The 21405-nt window shown below is 69.7% G+C and carries 15 protein-coding genes and 2 pseudogenes; 8 read left to right on the forward strand and 9 right to left on the reverse strand.

The window, feature by feature from the left end; all coding sequences use genetic code 11:
* The 4 genes and pseudogenes from ASD90_RS24715 to ASD90_RS11845 all read right to left on the reverse strand — a co-directional run.
* On the reverse strand, positions 1-261 hold a 261-nt coding region (locus tag ASD90_RS24715), incomplete at its 3' end, for a PKD domain-containing protein (RefSeq protein WP_369793609.1).
* A gap of 61 nt (positions 262-322) precedes the next feature.
* Positions 323-709: pseudogene (locus tag ASD90_RS24720) on the reverse strand (PKD domain-containing protein); the annotation flags it as partial.
* A gap of 2 nt (positions 710-711) precedes the next feature.
* Positions 712-3946, reverse strand: a pseudogene (locus ASD90_RS24725) (PKD domain-containing protein); the annotation flags it as partial.
* A gap of 228 nt (positions 3947-4174) precedes the next feature.
* Positions 4175-4633, reverse strand: coding sequence for a MarR family winged helix-turn-helix transcriptional regulator (locus ASD90_RS11845; protein WP_056756477.1), 459 nt, complete (start codon positions 4631-4633; stop codon positions 4175-4177).
* 62 nt (positions 4634-4695) lie between these two features.
* On the opposite strand from ASD90_RS11845, the gene ASD90_RS11850 reads away from it, so the two are divergent.
* The 6 genes from ASD90_RS11850 (at position 4696) to ASD90_RS11875 (ending at position 10379) form a co-directional block, all read left to right on the forward strand.
* A complete protein-coding gene (locus ASD90_RS11850; protein WP_056756481.1) occupies positions 4696-5064 on the forward strand; it encodes a VOC family protein in 369 nt (122 codons plus the stop codon).
* A 276-nt stretch (positions 5065-5340) separates the two neighbouring features.
* Positions 5341-6042, forward strand: a complete 702-nt coding sequence (locus ASD90_RS11855; protein ID WP_056756483.1) for a 5-oxoproline transporter, DUF969 family subunit — start codon at positions 5341-5343, stop codon at positions 6040-6042.
* Positions 6035-6967, forward strand: a complete 933-nt coding sequence (locus ASD90_RS11860) for a DUF979 domain-containing protein (protein ID WP_056756485.1) — start codon at positions 6035-6037, stop codon at positions 6965-6967. The genes ASD90_RS11855 and ASD90_RS11860 overlap by 8 nt, the downstream gene beginning before the upstream one ends.
* A 25-nt stretch (positions 6968-6992) precedes the next feature.
* Positions 6993-7640 carry a pyroglutamyl-peptidase I gene (gene pcp, locus ASD90_RS11865; RefSeq protein WP_056756488.1) on the forward strand — a complete coding sequence of 216 codons (648 nt, stop codon included), beginning with the start codon at positions 6993-6995 and terminating at the stop codon, positions 7638-7640.
* A 102-nt stretch (positions 7641-7742) separates the two neighbouring features.
* Positions 7743-9176, forward strand: a complete 1434-nt coding sequence (locus tag ASD90_RS11870) for an anaerobic C4-dicarboxylate transporter family protein (RefSeq protein WP_056756491.1) — start codon at positions 7743-7745, stop codon at positions 9174-9176.
* Between the two features lie 828 nt (positions 9177-10004).
* Positions 10005-10379: a hypothetical protein gene (locus tag ASD90_RS11875; protein ID WP_056756494.1), complete on the forward strand. Its 375-nt coding sequence runs from the start codon at positions 10005-10007 to the stop codon at positions 10377-10379.
* Between the two features lie 69 nt (positions 10380-10448).
* On the opposite strand, the gene ASD90_RS11880 is transcribed toward ASD90_RS11875, so the two are convergent.
* The 3 genes from ASD90_RS11880 to ASD90_RS11890 all read right to left on the reverse strand — a co-directional run bounded on the left by ASD90_RS11880 (position 10449) and on the right by ASD90_RS11890 (position 13603).
* Entirely contained in the window at positions 10449-11129 is a 681-nt protein-coding gene (locus ASD90_RS11880) for a GAF domain-containing protein (protein ID WP_056756496.1), read from the reverse strand.
* A 164-nt stretch (positions 11130-11293) separates the two neighbouring features.
* Complete coding sequence (locus tag ASD90_RS11885; protein ID WP_056756498.1) at positions 11294-12037, reverse strand: GAF and ANTAR domain-containing protein; 744 nt, start codon at positions 12035-12037, stop codon at positions 11294-11296.
* Positions 12038-12148: 111 nt separating this feature from the next.
* Positions 12149-13603, reverse strand: coding sequence for a DUF2252 domain-containing protein (locus tag ASD90_RS11890; protein ID WP_082588677.1), 1455 nt, complete (start codon positions 13601-13603; stop codon positions 12149-12151).
* A 192-nt stretch (positions 13604-13795) separates the two neighbouring features.
* Here ASD90_RS11890 and ASD90_RS11895 point away from each other — a divergent pair, with 192 nt between their 5' ends.
* A complete protein-coding gene (locus tag ASD90_RS11895; RefSeq protein WP_056756504.1) occupies positions 13796-14467 on the forward strand; it encodes a 4'-phosphopantetheinyl transferase superfamily protein in 672 nt (223 codons plus the stop codon).
* 6 nt (positions 14468-14473) lie between these two features.
* On the opposite strand, the gene ASD90_RS11900 is transcribed toward ASD90_RS11895, so the two are convergent.
* Together ASD90_RS11900 and ASD90_RS11905 are read right to left on the reverse strand one after the other, a co-directional pair.
* A complete protein-coding gene (locus tag ASD90_RS11900; protein ID WP_056757589.1) occupies positions 14474-15835 on the reverse strand; it encodes a M1 family metallopeptidase in 1362 nt (453 codons plus the stop codon).
* On the reverse strand, positions 15832-19869 hold the full coding sequence (locus ASD90_RS11905) for a Pls/PosA family non-ribosomal peptide synthetase (RefSeq protein ID WP_056756507.1): 4038 nt from the start codon (positions 19867-19869) through the stop codon (positions 15832-15834). The genes ASD90_RS11900 and ASD90_RS11905 overlap by 4 nt, the downstream gene beginning before the upstream one ends.
* A gap of 206 nt (positions 19870-20075) precedes the next feature.
* On the opposite strand from ASD90_RS11905, the gene ASD90_RS11910 reads away from it, so the two are divergent.
* Entirely contained in the window at positions 20076-21212 is a 1137-nt protein-coding gene (locus tag ASD90_RS11910) for an aminopeptidase P family protein (RefSeq protein ID WP_056756510.1), read from the forward strand.
* Positions 21213-21405 lie beyond the last annotated feature (193 nt).

Genomic DNA, 21405 nt, shown 5'->3' on the forward strand with positions numbered 1-21405 from the left:
TGGGTCGCTGGACGCGGACGCGTCCGCGGTGACCGGCAGGGGTGTGGTGCCGCTGGTCGGGTTCATGSTGAGCCGGGCGACCGGAGCCTGGATCGGCGCGGTGGTGGTGACGGTTTGCTGGGCGGTGGCGGTTCKCCCGGAGYTGTTGGTCACGGTGAGGGTGGCCGTGAAGGTGCCGGTGGTGCTGTAGGTGTGGGTGGCSGTSGGGCTGGSTTGGGCGGGCACGGTGGTTCCGTCGCCGAAGTCGAAGGCGTAGGTCAGGCTCTGGCCTTGTGGGTCGCTGGACGCGGACGCGTCCGCGGTGTTGGGCGGGCACGGTGGTTCCGTCGCCGAAGTCGAAGGCGTAGGTCAGGCTCTGGCCTTGTGGGTCGCTGGACGCGGACGCGTCCGCGGTGACCGGCAGGGGTGTGGTGCCGCTGGTCGGGTTCATGGTGAGCCGGGCGACCGGAGCCTGGATCGGCGGCGGGTCGCTCACGGCAATGGTGGTCGCGGCCGTGTCGCTCAGCCCGCTGACGTTCCGGACCGTCAGCGTCACCAGGTACGACCCTGCCGCTGTGTAGGTGTGCGTGGCGGTGGGGCTGGGTTGGGCGGGCGCGGTGGTTCCGTCGCCGAAGTCGAAGGCGTAGGTCAGGCTCTGGCCTTGTGGGTCGCTGGACGCGGACGCGTCCGCGGTGACCGGCAGGGGTGTGGTGCCGCTGGTCGGGTTCATGNCGGTGGTTCCGTCGCCGAAGTCGAAGGCGTAGGTCAGGCTCTGGCCTTGTGGGTCGCTGGACGCGGACGCGTCCGCGGTGACGGGCAGTGGTGCCGTGCCGCCGGTCGGGTTCATGCTCAGCGATGCGGCGGGGGGCTGGACGTTCGGGGCCGTCGTCGCCGTCACCGTGGTGCCGGCGATGCCGGTGAGCCCGCTAGCACTCGCCACCGTGACCGTGGCCGAGAACGTGCCCTGGCTCTGGTACACATGGGTCGCCGTGGGGGAGGTCTGCGCAGGCAGGACCGTCCCATCCCCGAAGTCGAACGCATATGTCAGCGCGGCGCCCTGGGGATCGGTGGAGGCGGACGCGTCCGCCGTCACCGGCAGGGGCGCAACCCCATCGGTCGGTGTGACGGTGAGCACCGCGGTGGGTGGCAGTACGGGTGGCGGTGGGGCGTTGACCGTGACGGTCCCGCTGGCGGTGCCGGTGACGCCGGAGGTGTTCCGCGCGGTGACCCTGACGGTGTAGACCCCGCTGTTGAGGTACGTGTGGCTGACGGTTGGCTGGGCCTGCGGCGTCACGGTGGCGCCGTCACCGAAGTCGAACGCGTAGCTCAGGACCTGCCCCTGAGGGTCGACAGAGGCGCTGGCGTCTGCGGTTACCGCGAGGGGTGCGGTGCCCTGCGACGGGGTGAGGGTCAGGCCGGCGACCGGCGGCTGGATGGGGACGGGCACGATGTCCGGTTGCAGCTCGTAGGCGCCGAGGTCGTCATACAGGCGCGGTCCGGCCGCGAAGGCATTGCTGACGTTGGGGTCTCGCACTCGTGGGTAGCTCAGGATGTCGGTGGTCTGCTCACCCGGCACCCCGCTGTCGGCACGGTCGATGGCGGGCGATCCCTCCTTGAGCTGCAGGTTCCAAGACGGCTTGTCGAGGAACACGGGGTCAGCCTGTATCCCTGCGGCCTCCTGCCCGGACGCCGACTTCATCGCGGTCAGGGTGCTGTACGTCGTTCCCCACGCGTACATCACTCCCGACTTGCTCAGGTAGACCAGGTTGTGGTCCACCAACGTGGAGTTCTGGGCGCCGTCCCATACACCGATGTTGCCGGCGCGGCGAGCGCAGGCGATGCCTGAATACGCTGGGTAGACGGCGTTGTCGACGGCGATGTTGTTGGCGATGCGGTAGCTCCCCGACGTCGCGCCTTCGAGGTTGATGCCGCTCGTGCAGTTGTGGAAAACGGTGTTCCCGACGATCGTGCCGCCGGTCACGTTGAGGTTGTCGATGCCGTGGTCCCCGTTGTTGTAGGTGACGTTCAAGGTGACCAGGTTGTTGTTGGCGCCGGTGTAGAGCTGGACACCCGTGTCCTCGTTGTCGTGGGTGACGTTGCGGGTGATGGTGTTGCCCGGACTGGTGACGTTGATGCCGGTGGCGTTGCGTTGCCACCCCTGCGCGTTGTAGCTCGACTCGTTGCTGCTGATCGTGTTGCCGGTCGACGTGTTGGTCACGTAGATGCCGGTGTCGCTGTTGTGGGTGGTGTCGTTGTTGGACACCACTGAGTTGTTGGTGGCCCGGATGCTGATCCCGGGGGCCGTCGCTCCCTGCACCTGCCGACCGGTGTTGGTGACGGTGTTGCCGGCGACGGTGATGTGGTCGCTCTTGGTGACATAGACCCCGTCACCAGTGGTCGCCGTGAAGGTGAGGTTGGACAAAGTGATGTAGCTCTTGTTCGAGATGTAGGCCCCGTTGGTCACACCATTGCCGATCACTGGGCTGCGGCCCGGCCAGCTGGTGATCGTGACCGGTGCACTGGCCGTGCCTGACACGGACGGCTTGATCGTCTCGGCGTAGCTCCCGTCTCCGATGTAGAGGGCGTTGCCAGGCTGCAAGCGGGCCACCCCCTTGGTGACCGTGCAGAACGGCGCCTCCTTCGATCCGAGCCCCGAGTCGCTGCAGGCCGAGCTCGTCTTGTCCACGTAGAAGTCGCTGGCAACCGGCAGGGCCGGTGGAGTGCCGATGACGAACTCGTCGATGACACTTCCGGCACTGCACGTCAGGTCCTCACCCGGTGTGGACTGGTCGCAGATCGCCTGCAGCTTGATCCCGGTGTCGCCGACGTCGACCCGCAAGTGAGACAGGTGCATGGCCCGGTTCGCGGTCCGCGCGTCTGTGCTGGTCCACGGCTGCTCGAGTGAGGAAGGCGCCCCCACCGTGACATGGGTGACGCCCTGGATGGGCTCGAACCGCTCGTAGTCGTGCGAGTGGCCGTTGATGTTCAGCACGTACTTGCTGTACGCCGCTCCGAAGCCGCCCAGAATGGACGCGATCTGCGTCTCGCCAGCGTGGTAGCCGGTCGAGTACGCGGGACGGTGACCATAGGTGACGATGTACTTGATGTTCGGGTCGTCCTGGGCCTGGCGCATCACCGGTCCGGCCTTGGACTGCCAGTCGGTCCACGCGCCGGTCCACGGCTCCGGGTAGGAGATGAACCGCACGGGCCCGGAGTCGAACCACCCCCAGTCGTCGCCGCAACACGAGATCGCCGGAGACCCGGGGGAGGCGGCGGCATTCGGCAGCAGCAGGCGACCCTTGTAGTTTCGCAGGTCGTCTGATCCCGGCACGTCGTACTCGTGGTTGCCCCAGGCGGGCATGTACGCGGCCCGTACGCTCCAGCGCATCACGTCGTTGAAGTGCGTGTCGACGGCACTTTGACCGCTGCTCCCGCTGTTGGCATACGTGAGGTCGCCCACCATGAGCACGAACGACGGGTCATCCGCGCTGATGTTGTCCAGCGTGGTCCCGAGCTTCCCGAAGTGCGCTGTGTCACCGATGTCCCCGATGGCATCGAACCGGTAGTTCGTCGTCGGCGGGGCATGGAAGGTGTAGTCCGGGCCTCCGCCGATCGAGTAGTGGTACGTGCTGCCGGCACTGAGCCCCCCGATCTCCAGCTGCCAGAACGGACCGGGTGACGACCATGGCATCCAGGCGGGCGCCACTCCCGTGGCGGAGTTTCCGTAGTCCGTCGTCGTCCCCCAGCGCACGTCGTTGGCCTGACCGCGCCAGTCGATGGCGACAGAGTTGGAGCCCGTGAACGTGTAATGCACCTCGTCAGACACTGTGGCGGCCCACGTCGCCGAGGGGCTGCCGCCAACGGCGAGCACCATCGCCGCGACCAAGCTCATCCCGGCACTGCGCAGAGCCAGACGTACCCGGGAGGTCCCCGGGCGCGAAGGCCGGGATGGTGGCCACGGAGTCATGCTTGAAACGCTATGGACTCGACCCTCACTCGTGGCCCGCCGAATGCCCGACCTGCTTCTACGACATTTGGATGACGCCGCAACAACCCGCAACTGAGGTCCGAACGGGCCTCGATGCTCAAGTGTGTTGTCAGGCAGTGCAGGGCCAGGCTCGCCTGCCCGCGGCGAAGTCGTTCGCCGTGCCCGACCACACGACGGCTTCCACCGGGACTGCAGGCGGGCAAGCCCTTAGGCGCCGTCGTTGCCGTCGCGCAGGGCTTGGATCATGCTGCGCAGGATGCGGAAGGCGTCCTGGTGCTCGGTCTCGGTCATACCCCCCAGCATTCGCACCTCGACGGACCGAACCGCCACCGTGGCCTTCTCCAGGCTCCGTCGGCCGCGAGGCGTCAGTCGCGTCGGAAGAGCCTTGCCGACGGGTGCCTCCGCGGGCCGGGTCACGTAGCCCTCCCGTTCAAGGGCTTGGAGAAGCACGTTCATCGACTGGCGGGTCACGAATGCTCCTCGGGCCAGCTCAGAGTTCGACAAGCCCGGGCGCTGAGCCAGCAGCTCGAGGCACGAGTAGCGCGTCACGCTCATCCCGAGCGGCCGCAGCACGTCCTCCATGGCGGCGCGGAGGGCGCTCGACGCCTCTTTCAGCAGGTAGCCCAGTGACGTCTCCAGGTCGACGCCGACCCCGTGTTGACTCATGTCAGTAGTCTGACATACCGTCGTGCGTGTCAGCATCCTGACACGTAGCCAAGGAGGCAGTCTTGCCCGTCACCGGTCCCGATTTCATCTCACTCCAAGCAACCGACCTCAACGCCTCCCGGGAGTTCTACGAGCGGTACCTCGGTCTGGTCCGCTCGCAGGCCGGGCCGCCGCATGCCGTCGTCTTCGAGACCACGCCGATCGCATTCGCACTGCGCGACCTCGTGCCCGGTACCGAACTCGCCTCTGTTGCCCAGCCCGGCGTCGGTGCCGCGATCTGGCTCCACGCCACGGACGTCCAGGCCATCCACGATGCCCTGGACGCCGACGGTCACACCATCGTCTCGGCGCCCATCGACGGCCCTTTCGGCCGCACGTTCACCTTTGCGGACCCCGACGGCTACCACGTCACACTGCACGACCGCGCCTGAGGCCAACCGCCACAAGACGTTCGGGGTTCTCCGGGGAATGGGTTGCCCGTAGAGCCTCTTGGGGCTGACGTGCGCGAGAACGGTTCGGCCCCAGCGGTTCTCGGCAAATCTGGGATCCCGGGATCGCTGGACCTCAACCACCATCTGGCTCGGCTTCTCAACCCGGAAGAGTGAGGTCGAGCCCGTCCTGCCGGTGCCACCGTGGTCGAGCGAGATGGACGTGGTTCGTGGTTTGTGCGGAAGTGCCCGGGCAGGTCAGGAGATCAGGAGTTCGCCATGCCGGAGTGGTTCGTGCTGGTCGGTGTGTTGGTCATCGTCGTCGGTTTCCTTCTGAAGCTGGACGTCATCGCTGTCGTCATCGCCGCCGCACTGGTGACGACACTCGCGGCGGGCGAGTCCTTCCTCGCGTTCTTGGATCTCCTCGGCAAGGCGTTCGTCGACAACCGTGCGGTGTCGTTGTTCCTCCTGACGCTGCCGATGATCGCTCTCTCGGAGCGGTACGGGCTCAAGGAGCAAGCCATCAACCTCATCAGCAAGCTGCATGCGCTCACGCCAGGCAGGTTCCTGACCATCTACACCGTCATCCGGCAGCTCACGGGCATCTTCGGGATCCGGATCAGCGGCATGGTCCAGTTCGTCCGGCCGATCGTGCACCCGATGAGCTCGGCCGCGGCGAAGAGCCGTGGCTCGAGCTCCGAGTCGGACACCGAGCTGGTCAAGGCGGAGAGCGCGCTGTCGGAGAACATCGGGAACTTCTTCGGGCAGAACGGCTTCGTCGCCGCCTCCGGAGTCCTGCTGATCGTCGGCACCCTGACGGAGGCCGGCTACGACGTCACCCCGGAGCTCATCGCGGCCGCGTCGCTGCCGATGATCCTGATCGCCGCCATCGTCGCCGCCGTCCATTTCTGGAACATCGACCGCCGGCTCACCAAACACACCGCGGACGCTGAGGGGAGCGAGGTGGCCGGCGATGAGTGACCTCGGACCGGGGCTCCTCGAAGCCACCTTCGTGCTCATCGGCGTCCTGCTCGCCGTCACCGGCATCCGGGCGTTCCTCGACCACTCGAACCCGCGCCGGGTCACGACGGCAGCGTTCTGGCTGCTGCTCAGCATCACGTTCGCGTTCGGCGCCGTGCTGCCCGACCGGCTCGCCGGCATCATCGTCCTGGCCGTCGGCGCGTTGTCCTTGGCACGAGGTGTCAAGACCGGCACCTTCGACGAGGGCACACCGGAGGACCGGGGAGCGCACGCCCGACGGCTCGGGAACTGGCTGTTCGCGCCGGCGCTGTCCCTGGCCGCGATCGCGGTCCTGATCTCGACGTGGGCGCCGTTCGGTGACCAGTCGGGCTCGATCGCGATCGGCATCGCGTCGGTCCTCGCCCTGGTCATCGCCTGGGTCCTGACCCGTGCTCCGGCCCCGGTGGTCGTGGCGCAGTCCGACCGGATGATCCAGCAGGTCGGCCCGATCGGCATGCTCCCGCAGTTCCTCGCGATGCTCGGTGTCGTCTTCACCAACGGGGGCGTCGGCGAGGTCGTCGCCAACGGCATCGCCAAGATCGTGCCGGAAGGCAACCAGCTGGCCGGCGTCATCGCCTACTGCGTCGGCATGGCCCTGTTCACCATCATCGTCGGCAACACGTTCGCCGCGTTCACGGTGATCACGACCGGCATCGGGATCCCGTTCGTCATCGCGCTCGGGGGCAACCCCGTCATCGTCGGCGCGATCGCCATGACGACCGGCTTCTGCGGCACCCTGGTCACCCCGATGGCGGCCAACTTCAACGCTCTGCCGGTCGGCCTGCTCGAGATGAAGAACACCTACGGCGTCATCAAGGCGCAAGCACCACTGGCAGCAGTCCTGTTCGTCATCCAGGTCGTCCTGATGTACGTCTGGGCGTTCTGACCCAGGGAAGATGGAGGCACGTCTCATGAAGATCCTGGTCACCGGCTTCGAGCCGTTCGGCGGCGAGCCCATCAACCCCTCGTGGGAGGCGGTCCGTCACCTTCCCGACACGATCTCGGGCGCCGAGATCATCAAGGTGCAGATCCCCGTGGTGTTCGGTCGGTCGGCCGACGTCGTCCATGAGGCGATCGTCGAGCACGACCCGGACGTCGTGCTCCACGTCGGGCAGGCCGGCGGCCGGTTCGAGGTGACCCCCGAGCGCGTCGCCATCAACGTCGACGACGGCCGTATCCCGGACAACGACGGGAAACAGCCCATCGACACCCCGATCCGGGAGGACGGACCGGCCGCCTACTTCACCTCGCTGCCCGTCAAGGCGATGGTCACCGCGATGCGGCGGGCGGGGATCCCGGGGCGGGTCTCCAACACGGCCGGCACTTATGTCTGCAACCACATCATGTACCAGTCCCTCTACATGAGCGATCACGAGTTCCCCGGCAAGAGAGCCGGTTTCGTCCACGTGCCCTACTCGCCGCAGCAGGTCGTCAACCAGCCTCCTCAGCCGTCGATGGGAATCGACGACATGACGACGGCTCTGGCCGCGGGTATCGGCGCCATCGTCGAGTACGCCGACAAGCCCGACGAGCGCACCGTCGGCGGGTCCATCCACTAGTCGCAGCCCCGAACCGTCAGCTTCGGTTCCCGGGTTCATCGCGCGTCACAGGTGGACCGCGATCCGCACCCGGGAACGTCGTATCGAGAGGCAGGTCCAAGCATGGACGGCATCATCTTCGTGCTGGAGGCGCTGGTCGTCCTCGGGTGCATCCTCATGGGCACCCGGGTCAGCGGCGTCGGTGTCGGGCTCTGGGGCGGCCTCGGCGTGTTCGTCCTCGTCTTCGTCTTCCGTGAGGCTCCGGGCGAGCCGCCCGCGGCAGCCATCGCCATCATCCTGGCCGTCGTGACGGCCGCCTCGATGATGCAGGCGGCCGGCGGGATCGACTGGATGGTGCTGGTGGCCGCCAGGATCATCGAGAGCCGACCGAAGCAGATCACCCTGATCGCCCCGCTCACGGCCTTCCTCTTCTCGGTCGGGGCGGGGACGAGCAACATCCTCTACCCCCTCCTGCCGGTGATCTACGACGTGTCGTACCGCAACGGCATACGTCCGTCGCGACCGATCAGCGTCAGCGTGGTCCAGTCCGGCGTCGCCCTGGCCGCCAGCCCGGTCTCGGCAGCGATGGCGGCCATGCTGACCCTCACCGACACCCCGACGTACGGCCTGGGGCTCACCCAGATCCTGCTCATCACCTTCCCCGCCTGTGTCATCGGCATCGTCGTGACGTCGCTCGTCGTCAACCGAATGGGCGCCGAGCTCGCCGACGACCCCGAGGTGCAGGAGCGGATCCGCGCCGGGCTCCTGGCCGCACCCGGACAGCCCGGTGCGGCAGCCACAGCCGCAGCGCCCCCGGCGAGCACCGGCGCGGGCGCGACGGATGCCCAGGCCCTTGGGACCGAGGCTCCCCTGGAGCCTGCGTCCGCGCGGCTGACCGCGACCAAGGAAGGGCGCAACGCGGCCATGGCGTTCCTGACGGGCGTGCTGCTGATCGTGGTGCTGGGCCTCTTCCCGGACCTGCGCCCGGCGTTCGACTCGGGCGAGGGTCCCGTCCCGATCGACATGACCACCACGATCGTCATGGTGATGTTCGTCGTCGGTGTCGCGATCCTCTTCCTGGGCAAGCCATCGGTGAAGACGGTGCCCGACCAGTCCGTGTTCAAGGCCGGCATGATGTCGGCCATCGCCCTCTTCGGCATCGCCTGGCTGACCGCGACGTTCATCGCGGCCAACGAGGAGGTCATCGTCGAGACCGTCGGTGGGTGGGTCAACGACTACCGGTTCGTCTTCGCGCTGTCGGTCTTCATCGTCGCCGCCCTCACCACCAGCCAGTCGACCGCCACGCGGACCATGGTCCCGATCGGCCTGGCGGCCGGCCTCCCGCCGGGCATCGTCACCGGCATGTGGGCGGGCGCCATCGGCGGCGTCTACACGCTGCCGACGGGTGGTCCGCAGATCGCGGGCGCGAACTTCGACCTGTCTGGCACCACGAAGCTCGGCACCAAGCTGGTCGACCACAGCTACTTCGTCCCGATGCTGGTCCTGTCGGTGACCACCGTCGTCGTCGGCACCGCCATCGGAGCCGTCTTCTTCTAGGGGAGTCGAACGGCGGTTCGTGCGTCGACGGCAGGGCCCGAACGCATCTCCTCACGCAGGTGACGCACGCCGATCCCTCCCGTTCAGCACCGAGGTTCGTGAGTCGCTGTCGTGCACCGTGTGCTGTTTCGACGGGCGGCAGGACCGACCCGTGGACTACGGGCCCAAGTGGGACACCATGGCCGAGCTGGAGAGCGGCACGCTCGAGAGCGAGAACCACCCCGGTGTCAGGTTCGACGCGAAGCCTGGGAACAGCGCTCTGCCAGGGAGAATCTGCCACCAAGTTCGGACCGCCGTGGCAACGCGATCGGCAGCCTTGAGGCCGTGCCGGCCGTCGGGCGTGGCGTCACCGATGAGGCTTGGTTGAGGAGCTAGTCCGTTGCGTGGCCCGGGGCCAACGGGTCACCGTCACCTGCGGTGCTGGTGGTCCAGCTCTCGAAACGTGCACCGCACGATGCGCACGTGTAGACGGCGAGGGCACCGTCCCCCTGCTTGTACGGAATCGCCTCAGGGCTACGGGTCGCTCCGCAGCTCGGGCACGTGGGGTGAGTGCTGCTGGTCGAGGGGTTTTCCATGAGTCGTCCGTCTGTGTTCGGCGTGGTGCCGATACAGACTCTCCTTCCGCTGGAGGGTCGGATGGGATGGGCCGAGTCCGAGGGTCCTTCTTCGCCCATACCCACGTCAGCAGGTCGTTCACCCCGCCTGCTGGCGGTCATGACAGTCGCCTCACGAGCGGCAGGGCGAAATGCGTGGATCGTCGTAACCGTTAGAGGCACCGAGACCCGGGTACGAGCCTGACGCACAAGCACTCCAACGAAGGGAGAAGCCATGACGATCCACGACTGGGACGCGTGGAACTACCGGGAGAGCACGGGGGTCTCGGACCGTCAGGACGACCTGACGGGCTTCAAGGTCCATGCCGCAGACGGTGACATCGGTCGGATCGACGGCGCCACTCGTGACGTGGGCGCCGGCTACGTCGTCGTTGACACCGGACCCTGGATCTTCGGCCGCAAGGTCATGCTTCCGGCCGGGACCGTGGAGCGCGTCGACTGGGACGAGGGGAGCGTCTACATCGATCGCAGGAAGGACCAGATCAAGGACTCGCCCGAACTGGGAGAGGACGACGTGAGCGATCCTGCGTATCGCGATCGACTGGGGACCTACTACGGAGACACCTACGACGAGCGCAACCCGCTCTGACCGTCTTCGTCCCACGATCGGGCGTGCTGTCGACCTCGGGTCGGCAGCACGCCCACTGTCGCGGTCTGATCACGGGGTCGAGGAGCCGTCACTGTCCCCGATCACCATGTGGGCCAAGGCGATCACGGGTATGCCGGCCTGTGCCGCCGCCTCGTAGAGCTTCGTCTCCGCCATCTGGGCACTCACGCCGCGCTCGTTCACGAGGACCTGCACCGCGGCGCGCACGGTCTCGAGATCATGCAGTCGCCGACGGGCTCGGGTCGCCTCGAGTCGCGTGCTGAAGCTGAGGTCGGCGTTGCTGACTGCGCCGGCCGCCCAGCCGCCGACGATGGTGGCGACCTCCTCGTGCCGACCCTCGAACGTGCTCGCAGTCCGGCCGTAGAGGTTGACGCCTCCGACGACTCTGCCGGCGTCCATGACCGGGATCGACAGCGTGCTGTGGATCCCCGCGGCGGCGCTGCTCTGGGCGAACAGCTGCCACCGGCCCTCGTCGAGCAGCTCGTCGTGGTCGACGGCCACGACCCTGCCCGTCCGTGCGGCCTCCTCACACGGGCCGTCGTCGGCGTACTGTGCCGCGTCGAGACGCGCGGCGTCGAGCTGGGTCGTCACATAGGTCAGCGTCAGCCCACGCCGAACGACCCCGACACTGAAGGCGACGACGTCCGGGACCCTCCTCGTGAGGCGGTCGTTGACCAACGCCAGCTGCTCGCCGATCGACACCTCGCCCTCCATGGCCATGCGGGTCAGCACGTCACGTGTTTCTGCTATCGGCTCCACGTACCGCACGTACCCACCACCCCGGCGCCGCCGTCGTCCGCCGGACAGAGTGCTGGCGTGACGGTCCCCAGGACCGCTGAAGGCCGGGTGTGCTGAGTCGCCGTGGCCTCAAGGCAGGCGGTGTGGTCCAGCACCGGTCATCGCACCTGGGGGAGCGCACCGGTGTCGACGAGCTCCTGGGCGACGTCGACGAGCTTGCGGTTGTTGTGCTGACTGATGCCGCGCAACCGCTCGAAGGCTTCGTCGGTGCAGATCCGGTGACGCTCGACGAGGATCCCGATGGCGGCGCCGATGGTGCGGCTGTTGCGCAGCGCGAGCTCGAGGTGCTCCGCCCGGTCGTCCGTGCGCGCGGCCTCGATCGCGATGGCCGCGTGTTCTGCGACGAGCACGGCCCGGTCCACTGCCTCCGGGTCGAAGGCCCCGGACGCGCGGCTGTAGAGCGTCAGGACGCCGAGAGGTGCCTCGTTCATGCGCAGGGGCACCGACAGCACGGCCCGGACGGGGGTGCGGGCGACCATCTCCCGCGCGTACTCGGGAAAGCGGCACTCCCGGTCGAGGTCGTTGCAGACCACCGGGTCGACCGCATGCAGGGCCACGATGCCGGGACTCGTGCCGGCACGGCCGGCGATGTCGGCCACGGCCGCCATCAGGGTCTCGTCGGTCGAGTCCGAAAGGCGAGCCCGATGGGCGGTGAAGCGTTCCGCGACCGCGACCGCCGCCCAGTCACAGGGCACGAGGTCCAGCGATCTTCTGGCGACCTGTCCGAGGGTCGGCATGAGACCCGAGGTCTCGGCCAGCGCGCGGGCGAGGGTGGTGAGGTCGGACGCTGCCCGTATGCCGTCAGCAGCGCCCGCGGTCGTGTCCGGGCGATACGTGGTCATGACGACATGATGGCACCGGGATGACGCCGTCGGGAGAGAGCGCGCGGGCCCGTTCACCCGAGCCCTGCGCCGCGTTCGGCCCGGATCCCGCTGGCATCACTCGTCCGTCGGTCACATGCCGGTCTGCGCCTCGAGTCGTCCGGACTCGACCGCGTCGACGAGCGCGGCGTAGTCGCGTTCGTTCTGGTCGGCGTAGGCCGACGAGAAGGCGGCGATCGCCCGGTCGAACGTGTCGCTCGTGCCCAGGTAGGACGCGATCGCGATGCGGTCGCCGGAGCGGGCATGGGCGCGGGCCAGGGTCGCGCCACAGACCCGGGCGTACGCCGTCATCGGGCCCGAGCCCATGCTGTCGACGTCGGCGGACCCCTTCCAGTCACGCAGCTGACGGAGGTAGAAGTCGCGCACCTGACCGTCGAAGCCCTTGACGCGCTGCCAGCCGAGGAAGATGTCGCTGGCCGCCTGCATCAACCTCTGGCCGGCGACGACCCGCTGCCCGTGGTTGACGTACTTGCTCTTGCCGACAAACCTCTCGAGGACGGACTCCTGAGCCTCCTTCGCCTGGAGGAAGAGCGGGTCCTGCCCGTCCCGTCCGAGGAGGAGGACGATCCAGGCCCGGGTGCCGACGCTGCCGACACCGACGACCTTGCGCGCGGCGTGGACGTAGTCGAAGGACTCCAGCAGCTCGCGGCGGTCGGTCTCGAGGGTGCGGCGGTACGACCTGATCAGACCGCGCAGCTCGCCCCCGACGTCGTCATGCCCCGTACCCGCCGCCAGCTCCTCGATCGGCACGATGAGGGGGGCGTCGGAGATGATGCGGCGATGCCCGTCGACGTCATGGGTGAGCTTGGTGAAGGCCTGCATGCTGTCTCGCGTGCGAGCCTTGGCCACGTTGGCCTCGGCCTTGGCCTTCTGCTTCTTCGTCACGCTCGTCTTCAGGAGCTCGAGCAGCTGCTCGACCTCGATGTGCGCGTACCAGACGTCGAGGTTGCGCGCGGCGGCGAACTGCTGCATCCGGCTCCGGTACTCGGCGACGCACGCCGTGACGATCGTGCGCCGGTCGGCGGGCGCGAAGCCACGGTCCCGCCCGGCGATCTCGAAGCTGGCCGCGAGGCGTTTGACGTCCCACTCCCACGGGCCGGGCAGCGTCTCGTCGAAGTCGTTCATGTCGAAGAGCAGGCGGCGCTCGGGGGAGGCGAACACGCCGAAGTTCGAGAGGTGCGCGTCACCGCAGATCTGGCTGATGAACCCCGAGCGCGGGGTGGGGGAGAGGTCGTTGGCCATGATCAGGGCAGCGCCGCGGTAGAAGGTGAACGGTGAGACGAGCATGCGTCCGTAGCGCAGCGGGACGAGCTCGGGCACCCTGCTGGTCGCCTGCTCCTCGAGGAGGGCGATCGGGTCCAGCCGGTTCGTCGCCGGCGCCCACCCGGCATGACTGCTTCTCGGCGTCTCGTTGCGGGCGGCCTTGCCGCGGGCCACGCGCTCCTGGGGAGTCAGGTGGGCCACCCTCCGGGCCGGCTGCCCCTCGCGTGCTCCCGATGTCGTCGATGACTGGGTCTCGCTACTCACGGTGTCTCCTCCGGGGCGTGACGCTTCGGGAAGGAATGCGTCGCTGGCTCTCCTCGACGGTGCCACCGCGACGTGGAGCACGCATCACCTCGTGAGGGCGATCTCCGGGCGGCGCCTCCGGGGACGGCCGGTTGCGGGCGCGGGCCGACCCACGGATCCTTGGCGTGTGGACGCCCCGACGGATCGACGGTCATGACGGTCGCGACCGTCGACGTCTGGCTGCGCGAGACACCGCCGGCGAGGGGAGCGGCGGGCATCGGGCCAGAGACGCTCGACGGACTCGACCCGCACGAACGCGAGCGGTGGGCGCGGCTCGCGGACCCGCGCGACGCCACGGCATACCTCGCGCTCCACGTACTCGCCCGTCGGGAGATCGGGCGGCTCGTCGGCCGGCCTCCGGAGTCGCTGCGATTCGACCGCACGTGCCCCGACTGCGGTCGGCAGCACGACGTCCCACGCCTGCTCGACGACCCCGGGATCCACCTGTCGCTGAGTCGCACCCGCTCGGTCGTCGTGCTCGCTCTCAGCCGGTCCGGGCCCGTGGGCGTCGACGTCGACCTCGTCGATGCGACCCGGTTCGGCGGTTACGAGGACGTGGCACTCCATCGTGACGAACGCGGCGACGACACAAGGACATTCGCCGAGGCGACGACGTGGGTGCGCAAGGAGGCCGCCCTCAAGGCACTGGGGGTCGGGCTCCGTGTCGACCCCACCACCTTCGTGACGCCGAGGTCGGGCGTCCCCGCCGCGGTGGTGCCGGGGATGTCGTCCGTAACGGTCGTCGACCTCGACGTGCCGAGGCCGTATGCCGCCGCCGTCGCTCTGGCGTCACCCGCGGGAGCGCTGCGGGTCCGGCGCCACTGACACAGGTCAGCCGCCCGCGACGACCCGGGGGAGGGGAGTGGCCCAGAGCCACCTTTCGAGCAGCTCACGTGCGCGTCCCGCGGCCGCCTCGCCCGATCCAGGCGCCATCTCCCTCACGAAGGTCTCGACGTGCTCGACGAACTCGTCGGTGGACACCGACCCGTGTCGGTGGGTCGCGACCCAGTCGCGCACGAGGTCGAAGAAGGCGACGTCACCGAGCTGCAGCCGCAGGGCGTGCAGGGTCAGGGCGCCACGCTTGTAGACGCGGTCGTCGAACATGAGGTCGGGCCCGGGGTCGGCCAGGACGACGTCCTGCCGAAGCCTGGTGAGCCGGGACCAGTGGGTCGCGGCGTTGACCCGGACGGGCACTCCGTCGGCGTGCTCGGCCCAGAGCCACTCGGCGTAGCAGGCGAACCCCTCGTTGAGCCAGATGTCGGCCCACGTCTCGGGGGTGAGGCTGTTGCCGAACCACTGGTGGGCGAGCTCGTGCGCGACGAGGCGCTCGTGACGGCGGCGCCCGTCGAGCCAGTTCGGACCGAACGTGGCCATGGCGTGGGCCTCGAGGGGGATCTCGAGGTCGTCGGCCGTGACGACGACGGTGTAGTCGTCGAACGGGTATGGCCCGAAGAGCGCCTCGTAGAGGCGGGTCATCTCGGGCAGGCGGCCCAGGTCGTGCAGGACGTCGCGCTCTTGCTGCACGGGAAGCACGACGGTGATCGGCACGTCGGCCGGGGCCAGCGCACGCCGGACGTACCGACCGACGTGCACCGTCGCGAGGTAGGTCGCCATGGGAACGCCCTGCTCGAACACCCGCCGCGTGCGGCTGCCCCGGGTCCGGGCCGCGACGAGGGCGCCCGTCGCCACGACGTCGTAGGGCGAGTCGCACTCGAACGCCAGTCGGTACGTGGCCTTGGTGCGCGGGTGGTCGTTGCACGGGAACCAGGTCGCGGCGCCGTTGGGCTGCGCGGCCACGAGCGCGCCCTCGGAGAGCTCCTCCCAGCCGACGTCGCCCCAGCGCGTCGCGACGGGACCGGGCGTGCCGGCATACGTGATCACGACCTGGGTGCGCTCGCCGCGCGTCAGCGGCCTCGACGGGGTCACCACGACGCGGGGGCCGCGGTGGACCCACTTGGCTGCGGCTCCGCCGACCGACACCTTGAGGACGCGCAGCCCGACGAGGTCGACGACGAGCCGCCGCGCGTCCTCGAGGGCGGTGACGTCGAGGACGGCGCGACCGGCGAGGCGGTTGGTCGACACCTTGTAGTCGAGGTCGAGGTCGTAGTGGGTGACCTCGTAGGCCGGGTCACCACGGTCCGGGGTGTACGGGTCGGTGAGCGCGGGCACCTGCTGGGCGAGACCGCCCGTCATCGTGCGCCGACCTCGAGGTCCCCGGAGGCCGGCCCGGCAGCCGGCCCGGAAGCCGGCCCGGACGCAGGCCCGGACGCCGACGCGGAGGCCGGCCGGGACGCGACGCCGCTCCACGGCGCGATCGGGTTGCCCGTCCAGCGCGTCCCGCTCGGCACGGCCTCACCCCGGAGCACCAGCGAACCGGGCCCCACGGTCGCGGCCGACCCGATGCTGGCCGCAGGCAGGATCACCCCGTTGGGGCCGAGGGTGGCTCCGTCCTCGAGCGTGACCGTGTCCATGCTCATGATTCGATCATGGAAGAGATGGGTCTGGAGGACGCAGCCCCGGTTGACGGTCACACCGTCACCGAGGGTCACGAGGTCCGCCTCGGGCAGCCAGTAGGTCTCACACCAGACACCATGCCCGATCCGGGCCCCCAGGCTTCGCAGCCAGACGTTGATGGCGGGCGTGCCCGTCGCCGTCCAGGCGAACCACGGGCCGGCGACCATCTCGACGAACGTGTCGACGACCTCGTTGCGCCACACGAACGAGCTCCACAGGGGGTGCTCGACGGCGCCGATGCGGCCGACGACGACCCACTTCGCGAGGGTCGTCACCGCGGCGGCGAGGGCTCCGGCTGCCGCGAGGACGACGCCGCCCAGGGCTGCTGCTCCGGCGAGGCCGACGAGGTCGACAAGCCACTGGAGCGCCACGAGGACGCTGACGCCGATGGCGACGGTCACCATGACGGGGATGATCCGGCACAGCTCGACCAGCCCACGGACCACCTTGAGCCGCAACGGAGGTGCGAAGGTCCTCTCGTCGTCGGACCCCTGCGGCGGTCGTCGCAGCCGCACCGGGGGACTGCCCAGCCAGCTCGACCCGGCTTTCGACTTCTGCGGTGCGGCCGAGAGCACCGCGACGAGTCCGTGCTTCGGCACGCGCCGACCCGGGGCCGTCATGCCGCTGTTGCCGAGGAAGGCCCGCTTGCCGATCTTCGCGGGGGCGATGTGCACCCACCCGTGGGCGAGCTCGTAGCTCGCCACCATCGTGTCGTCGGCGAGGAAGGCACCGTCGGCGACCGAGGTCATCGACGGCAGCAGGAGCACGGTCGAGGCCTCGACGTCCCGTCCGACCCGCGCGCCCAGGGCGCGCAGCCACATCGGTGTCACGAGGCTCGCGTAGACGGGGAAGAGCAGCGTCCGGGCCTGGTCGAGCAGGCGCTCGGTCGCCCACACCTGCCACCCGACCCTCCCGCGCACCGGGTAGTAGCCCTCGCGCAAGCCTGTGCCGAGCAGGCGCACCAGCACGATCGTGATGGCGGCGAGCGAGACCACCCCGAGCACGGTCAGGACGGGCACCGCCGCGTATGCCGTCACGACCGCCTCGCGCGAGCCCGTGGCCCGGGCGACCGCCCCGCCGACGAGGAACACGCCCGGGACGAGCGCCAGGAAGGGCAGGACCGACAGGAGGACGCCCGACAGCCCGTAGACGGCGAGCCACGCGGGGGCGTTGGGTGGGCGCGTGGCGGGCCAGCCCGCATGGCTCGAGTCGGACACCCGCTGGGCGGGGGAGCCGGCCACGACCCGACCCGGGCGCACGGACCGCAGGACGGTCGAGCCGGCCTCGACGACCACCCCGCGGCCGATGTGCACGTCGGGACCGATGGTGCTCCGAGCGCCGATGACGGCCTCCCGCCCGATGTGGACCAGGCCGACGTGCACGACGTCGCCGTCGATCCAGTAGCCCGAGAGGTCGACCTCGGGTTCGATGCTGGCACCGGAGCCGATCGTCAGCATGCCGGTGACCGGCGGCACCGAGTGCAGGTCGACGCCCGTGCCGACCGAGGCGCCGAGCATCCTCGCGTAGTAGATGATCCACGGGGCGCCGGCCATCGTGATGGCGCCCATGGCGTCGGCGAAGCGCTCGGCGGCCCAGAGGCGCATCTGGACGCTCCCACCGCGCGGGTAGCTGCCGGGCTGCACGCCGGCGAGCAGGGTGCGAGCGGCCACCGCGGACAGGCCCATCCGCCCGAGCGGGGTGATGAACAGGAGCCAGCCGAACGCCAGCGCCCACCACGAAACGGGCTGCGACCAGTCGGCGAGGTCGGCGAGACGGAGCAGCTCGGTCAGGGTCGCGAGGCCCACGAGCCACTGCAGCCCCTTGACCGTGAGCAGGACGAGCGACACGGCGGTCTGCACGAGCTGGGTGCGGCGCGGGATGCGGCGCACGGTGCGCTCGATCCTCGACCCGTCGGCGGTGTCCATCGTCTCGAGGAGCTCGGCCTGCGCGCCGAGGCGAGGATGGGTGTGGATGTCGGCCACGGTGACCGTGGGGTAGCGCTCGCGCAGCAGCGACACCAGTCGGGCCGACGACAGGCTGCCGCCGCCGTGGTCGAAGAAGTCGGCCTCGACCGAGCGCACCTCGGTGCCGAGCACCGCGGTCCAGTGTTCGGCCAGCCACGCAGCGGTGCCGGCGAGGTCGCTCGGCCCGTCGTCGGCGGTCCCGGGCAGCGGCCACGGCAGGGCCGCGCGGTCGACCTTGCCCGAGGTCCGGGTCGGTAGCGCCTCGACGACGGCGAGCACCGGAACGAGCGCCGACGGCAGCTCCTCGTGCAGTCGCGCGAGAGCAGCAGTGCGGTCGAAGTCGCCGGGGATGACGTGCGGGTCGACCTGACCGCGTTGCTCGGGGACGACGTAGCCGACGAGCACCTGGCTGCCGGCACTCGTGGTCTTGACCGCTGCGGCAGCGCCCGACACCCCGGGCAGGGACTGCAGCGCGGCGTCGACCTCGCCGAGCTCGATCCGCCGGCCGCCGAGCTTGACCTGCTCGTCGGCCCGGCCGACGAAGACGAGGCCCTCCGGGTCGTTCACGACGAGGTCGCCCGAGCGGTAGGCGCGCGTCCATCCCAGGGTCGGCATGGGCGCGTACTTCTCCGCGTCCTTGGCCGGGTCGAGGTAGCGGGCCAGGCCGACCCCGCCGATGATGAGCTGGCCCGTCTCGCCCGTCGCGACCGGACGATCGTCGGGGCCGACGACGGCGAGGTCCCAGCCGTCGAGGGGTAGGCCGATCCGGATCGGGGTCGTACCGTCGAGCCGGGCTCCGCACGCGACGACGGTCGCCTCGGTCGGACCGTAGGTGTTCCACACCTCGCGGTCAGGCGCGACGAGCCGCTCGGCGAGCTCGGGCGGGCACGCCTCGCCGCCGAAGATCAGCAGGCGCACCGGCTCGAGCGCCTCGGCGGGCCAGAGCGCCGCGAGCGTCGGGACGGTGGAGACGACCGTGACGTCCTGGGCCACGAGCCACGGCCCGAGATCCATGCCGGTGCGCACCAGGCTCCGGGGGGCCGGGACCAGGCATGCCCCGTGGCCCCACGCGAGCCACATCTCCTCGCAGGAGGCGTCGAAGGCCACCGAGAGCCCGGCAAGCACCCGGTCACCGGGCCCGATCGGACTGTCCTGCAAGAACATCCGGGCCTCCGCGTCGACAAAAGCGGCTGCCGAACGGTGCGAGACGGCAACGCCCTTGGGCACGCCGGTCGACCCGGAGGTGAAGATCACCCACGCGTCGTCGTCCACCCGCACGTCCGGCAGGGGAGTGGGCTGGTGGCGACCCTCGCGCGCCCCGCGCGGTGCGGGTCGGCGTACGGTCCTCACGGACGACGAGCCCGACGAGGGCACCGAGATCTGGCGACGGGCCCCGACGACGGCTGCCACGGCGGCCTCGGAGAAGACGAGGTCGGCTCGCTCCTGCGGGTCGTCGACGTCGACGGGGACGTAGGCCGCTCCCGCGTGGAGGATGCCGAGCACGGCGACGTAGAGGTCGGTCGTCCCCGAGGGCACCCGGACGCCGACCCGGTCGCCACGGCGTACGCCCGCAGCCTTGAGCTCCTTGGCCATCCGCCGCGCCTGCTCGGTCAGCTCGGTATAGGTCAGGACGGTCACCGTGTCGTCGAGCGCCGGCGCGTCGGGGTGGCACGCGGTGACGTCGGCGAGCACGTCGACGAGCGTCCGGGGCGTGGCGGCGCGGTCGCCGGCCAGCAGGGGGTCCACCACGCGCGCTCCTCGTCAGGGTCGCCGCGGACGCGTCGACCACACTGCCGAACCTAACGCTGCCGGGTGAACGATGGGTGCAGGTTCGACGACGTCGGCGCGTATGTGGCGGTGGCCGGCGAGCGGGGAAGGATGTCATCCCGATCGGGTGAGCAACCCTCTGGTGACGCAGACCTAGCATGGGGGCGCGCTACCCAAGGGAGACAGCCATGAGCCCCGTCGACGTGCAGCCACCATCGCCGTTCACCGTGGACGACTACCTGGCGCGTGGGCGACGCGTCGTGGCAGCCGCTGCAGAGGCCGGCCTCGCCGGCGTCCTCGTGACCCCCGGACCCGACCTCGTCTGGCTCACGGGCTACCAGCCCACGGCGATCACCGAACGGCTCACGGTGCTCGTGCTCGCGCCCGACCAGGAGCCGACGCTGCTGGTCCCGGCCCTCGAACGGCCCGACGCCGAGGCGGCCGAGGGGGTGCGCGGCATGAGGGTGCTGGACTGGGCCGACGCCACCGACCCCTACCGAGCCGCCACGCCGTTGCTGCGAGCAGACGGCACGTACGGCGTCTCCGACTCGGCATGGGCCCTGCACCTGCTCGGTCTCCAGGGTGCCCTGCCACGCACGACGTACCGGTCACTCACCCATGGGCTGCCGATGATGCGGGCGGTCAAGGGAGCCGACGAGCTGGCGCGGCTCACGGTGGCGGGTGCTGCGGCCGACGCGGCCTACGGGGAGATCGTCAAGGTCCGCTTCGCCGGACGCCGAGAGACCGAGGTGGCCGCAGACCTTGCCGGGCTGCTGCGTCACTTCGGGCACGAGCAGGTCGACTTCACGGTGGTGGGGTCAGGTCCCAACGGTGCCAACCCGCACCACGAGGCCGGCGAACGCGTGATCCAGCAGGGCGACGCGGTCGTCCTGGACTTCGGCGGCCTGATGTTCGGCTACGGGTCCGACACCACCCGCACGGTGTGCGTGGGGGAGCCGACCCAGCAGATCCGCGACGTCCACGAGATCGTGCGGCTCGCGCAGGAGGCCGGTGTCGCCGCGGCCCTCCCGGGCGCGAGGTGCCAGGACGTCGACCGCGCGGCGCGAGCCGTCATCACGGGCGCGGGCTACGGCAAGGAGTTCATCCACCGGACCGGTCACGGCATCGGGGTGACGACCCACGAGCCCCCCTACATGGTCGAGGGCGAGGAACAGCCCCTCGTGCCGGGGATGTGCTTCTCGGTCGAGCCCGGGATCTACCTCGCCGGACGCTTCGGGGTGCGCATCGAGGACATCGTGACCGTGACCGAGACGGGCGCCCTGCGACTCAACAACACCGACCACGGGCTCGCCGTCGTCGAGTGAGGTCTGACCCGGTATCAACCCAAAGGAGTGAGGCCCGTGGACGACTTCGCGCAGGAATCTGGAGGTACGTGCAGGGATCTCAGGAGTGGACGGTGGTCGGCATGGAGATGGGCGTGAGGGCGTACGGAGGCAACACGCGAACGATGCACGAGCGCGGCTCGGGCGCAGGACTGCTCACCACGACCAGGCCGGG

Source organism: Terrabacter sp. Root181 (genome assembly GCF_001428505.1).
Lineage (GTDB): Bacteria > Actinomycetota > Actinomycetes > Actinomycetales > Dermatophilaceae > Terrabacter.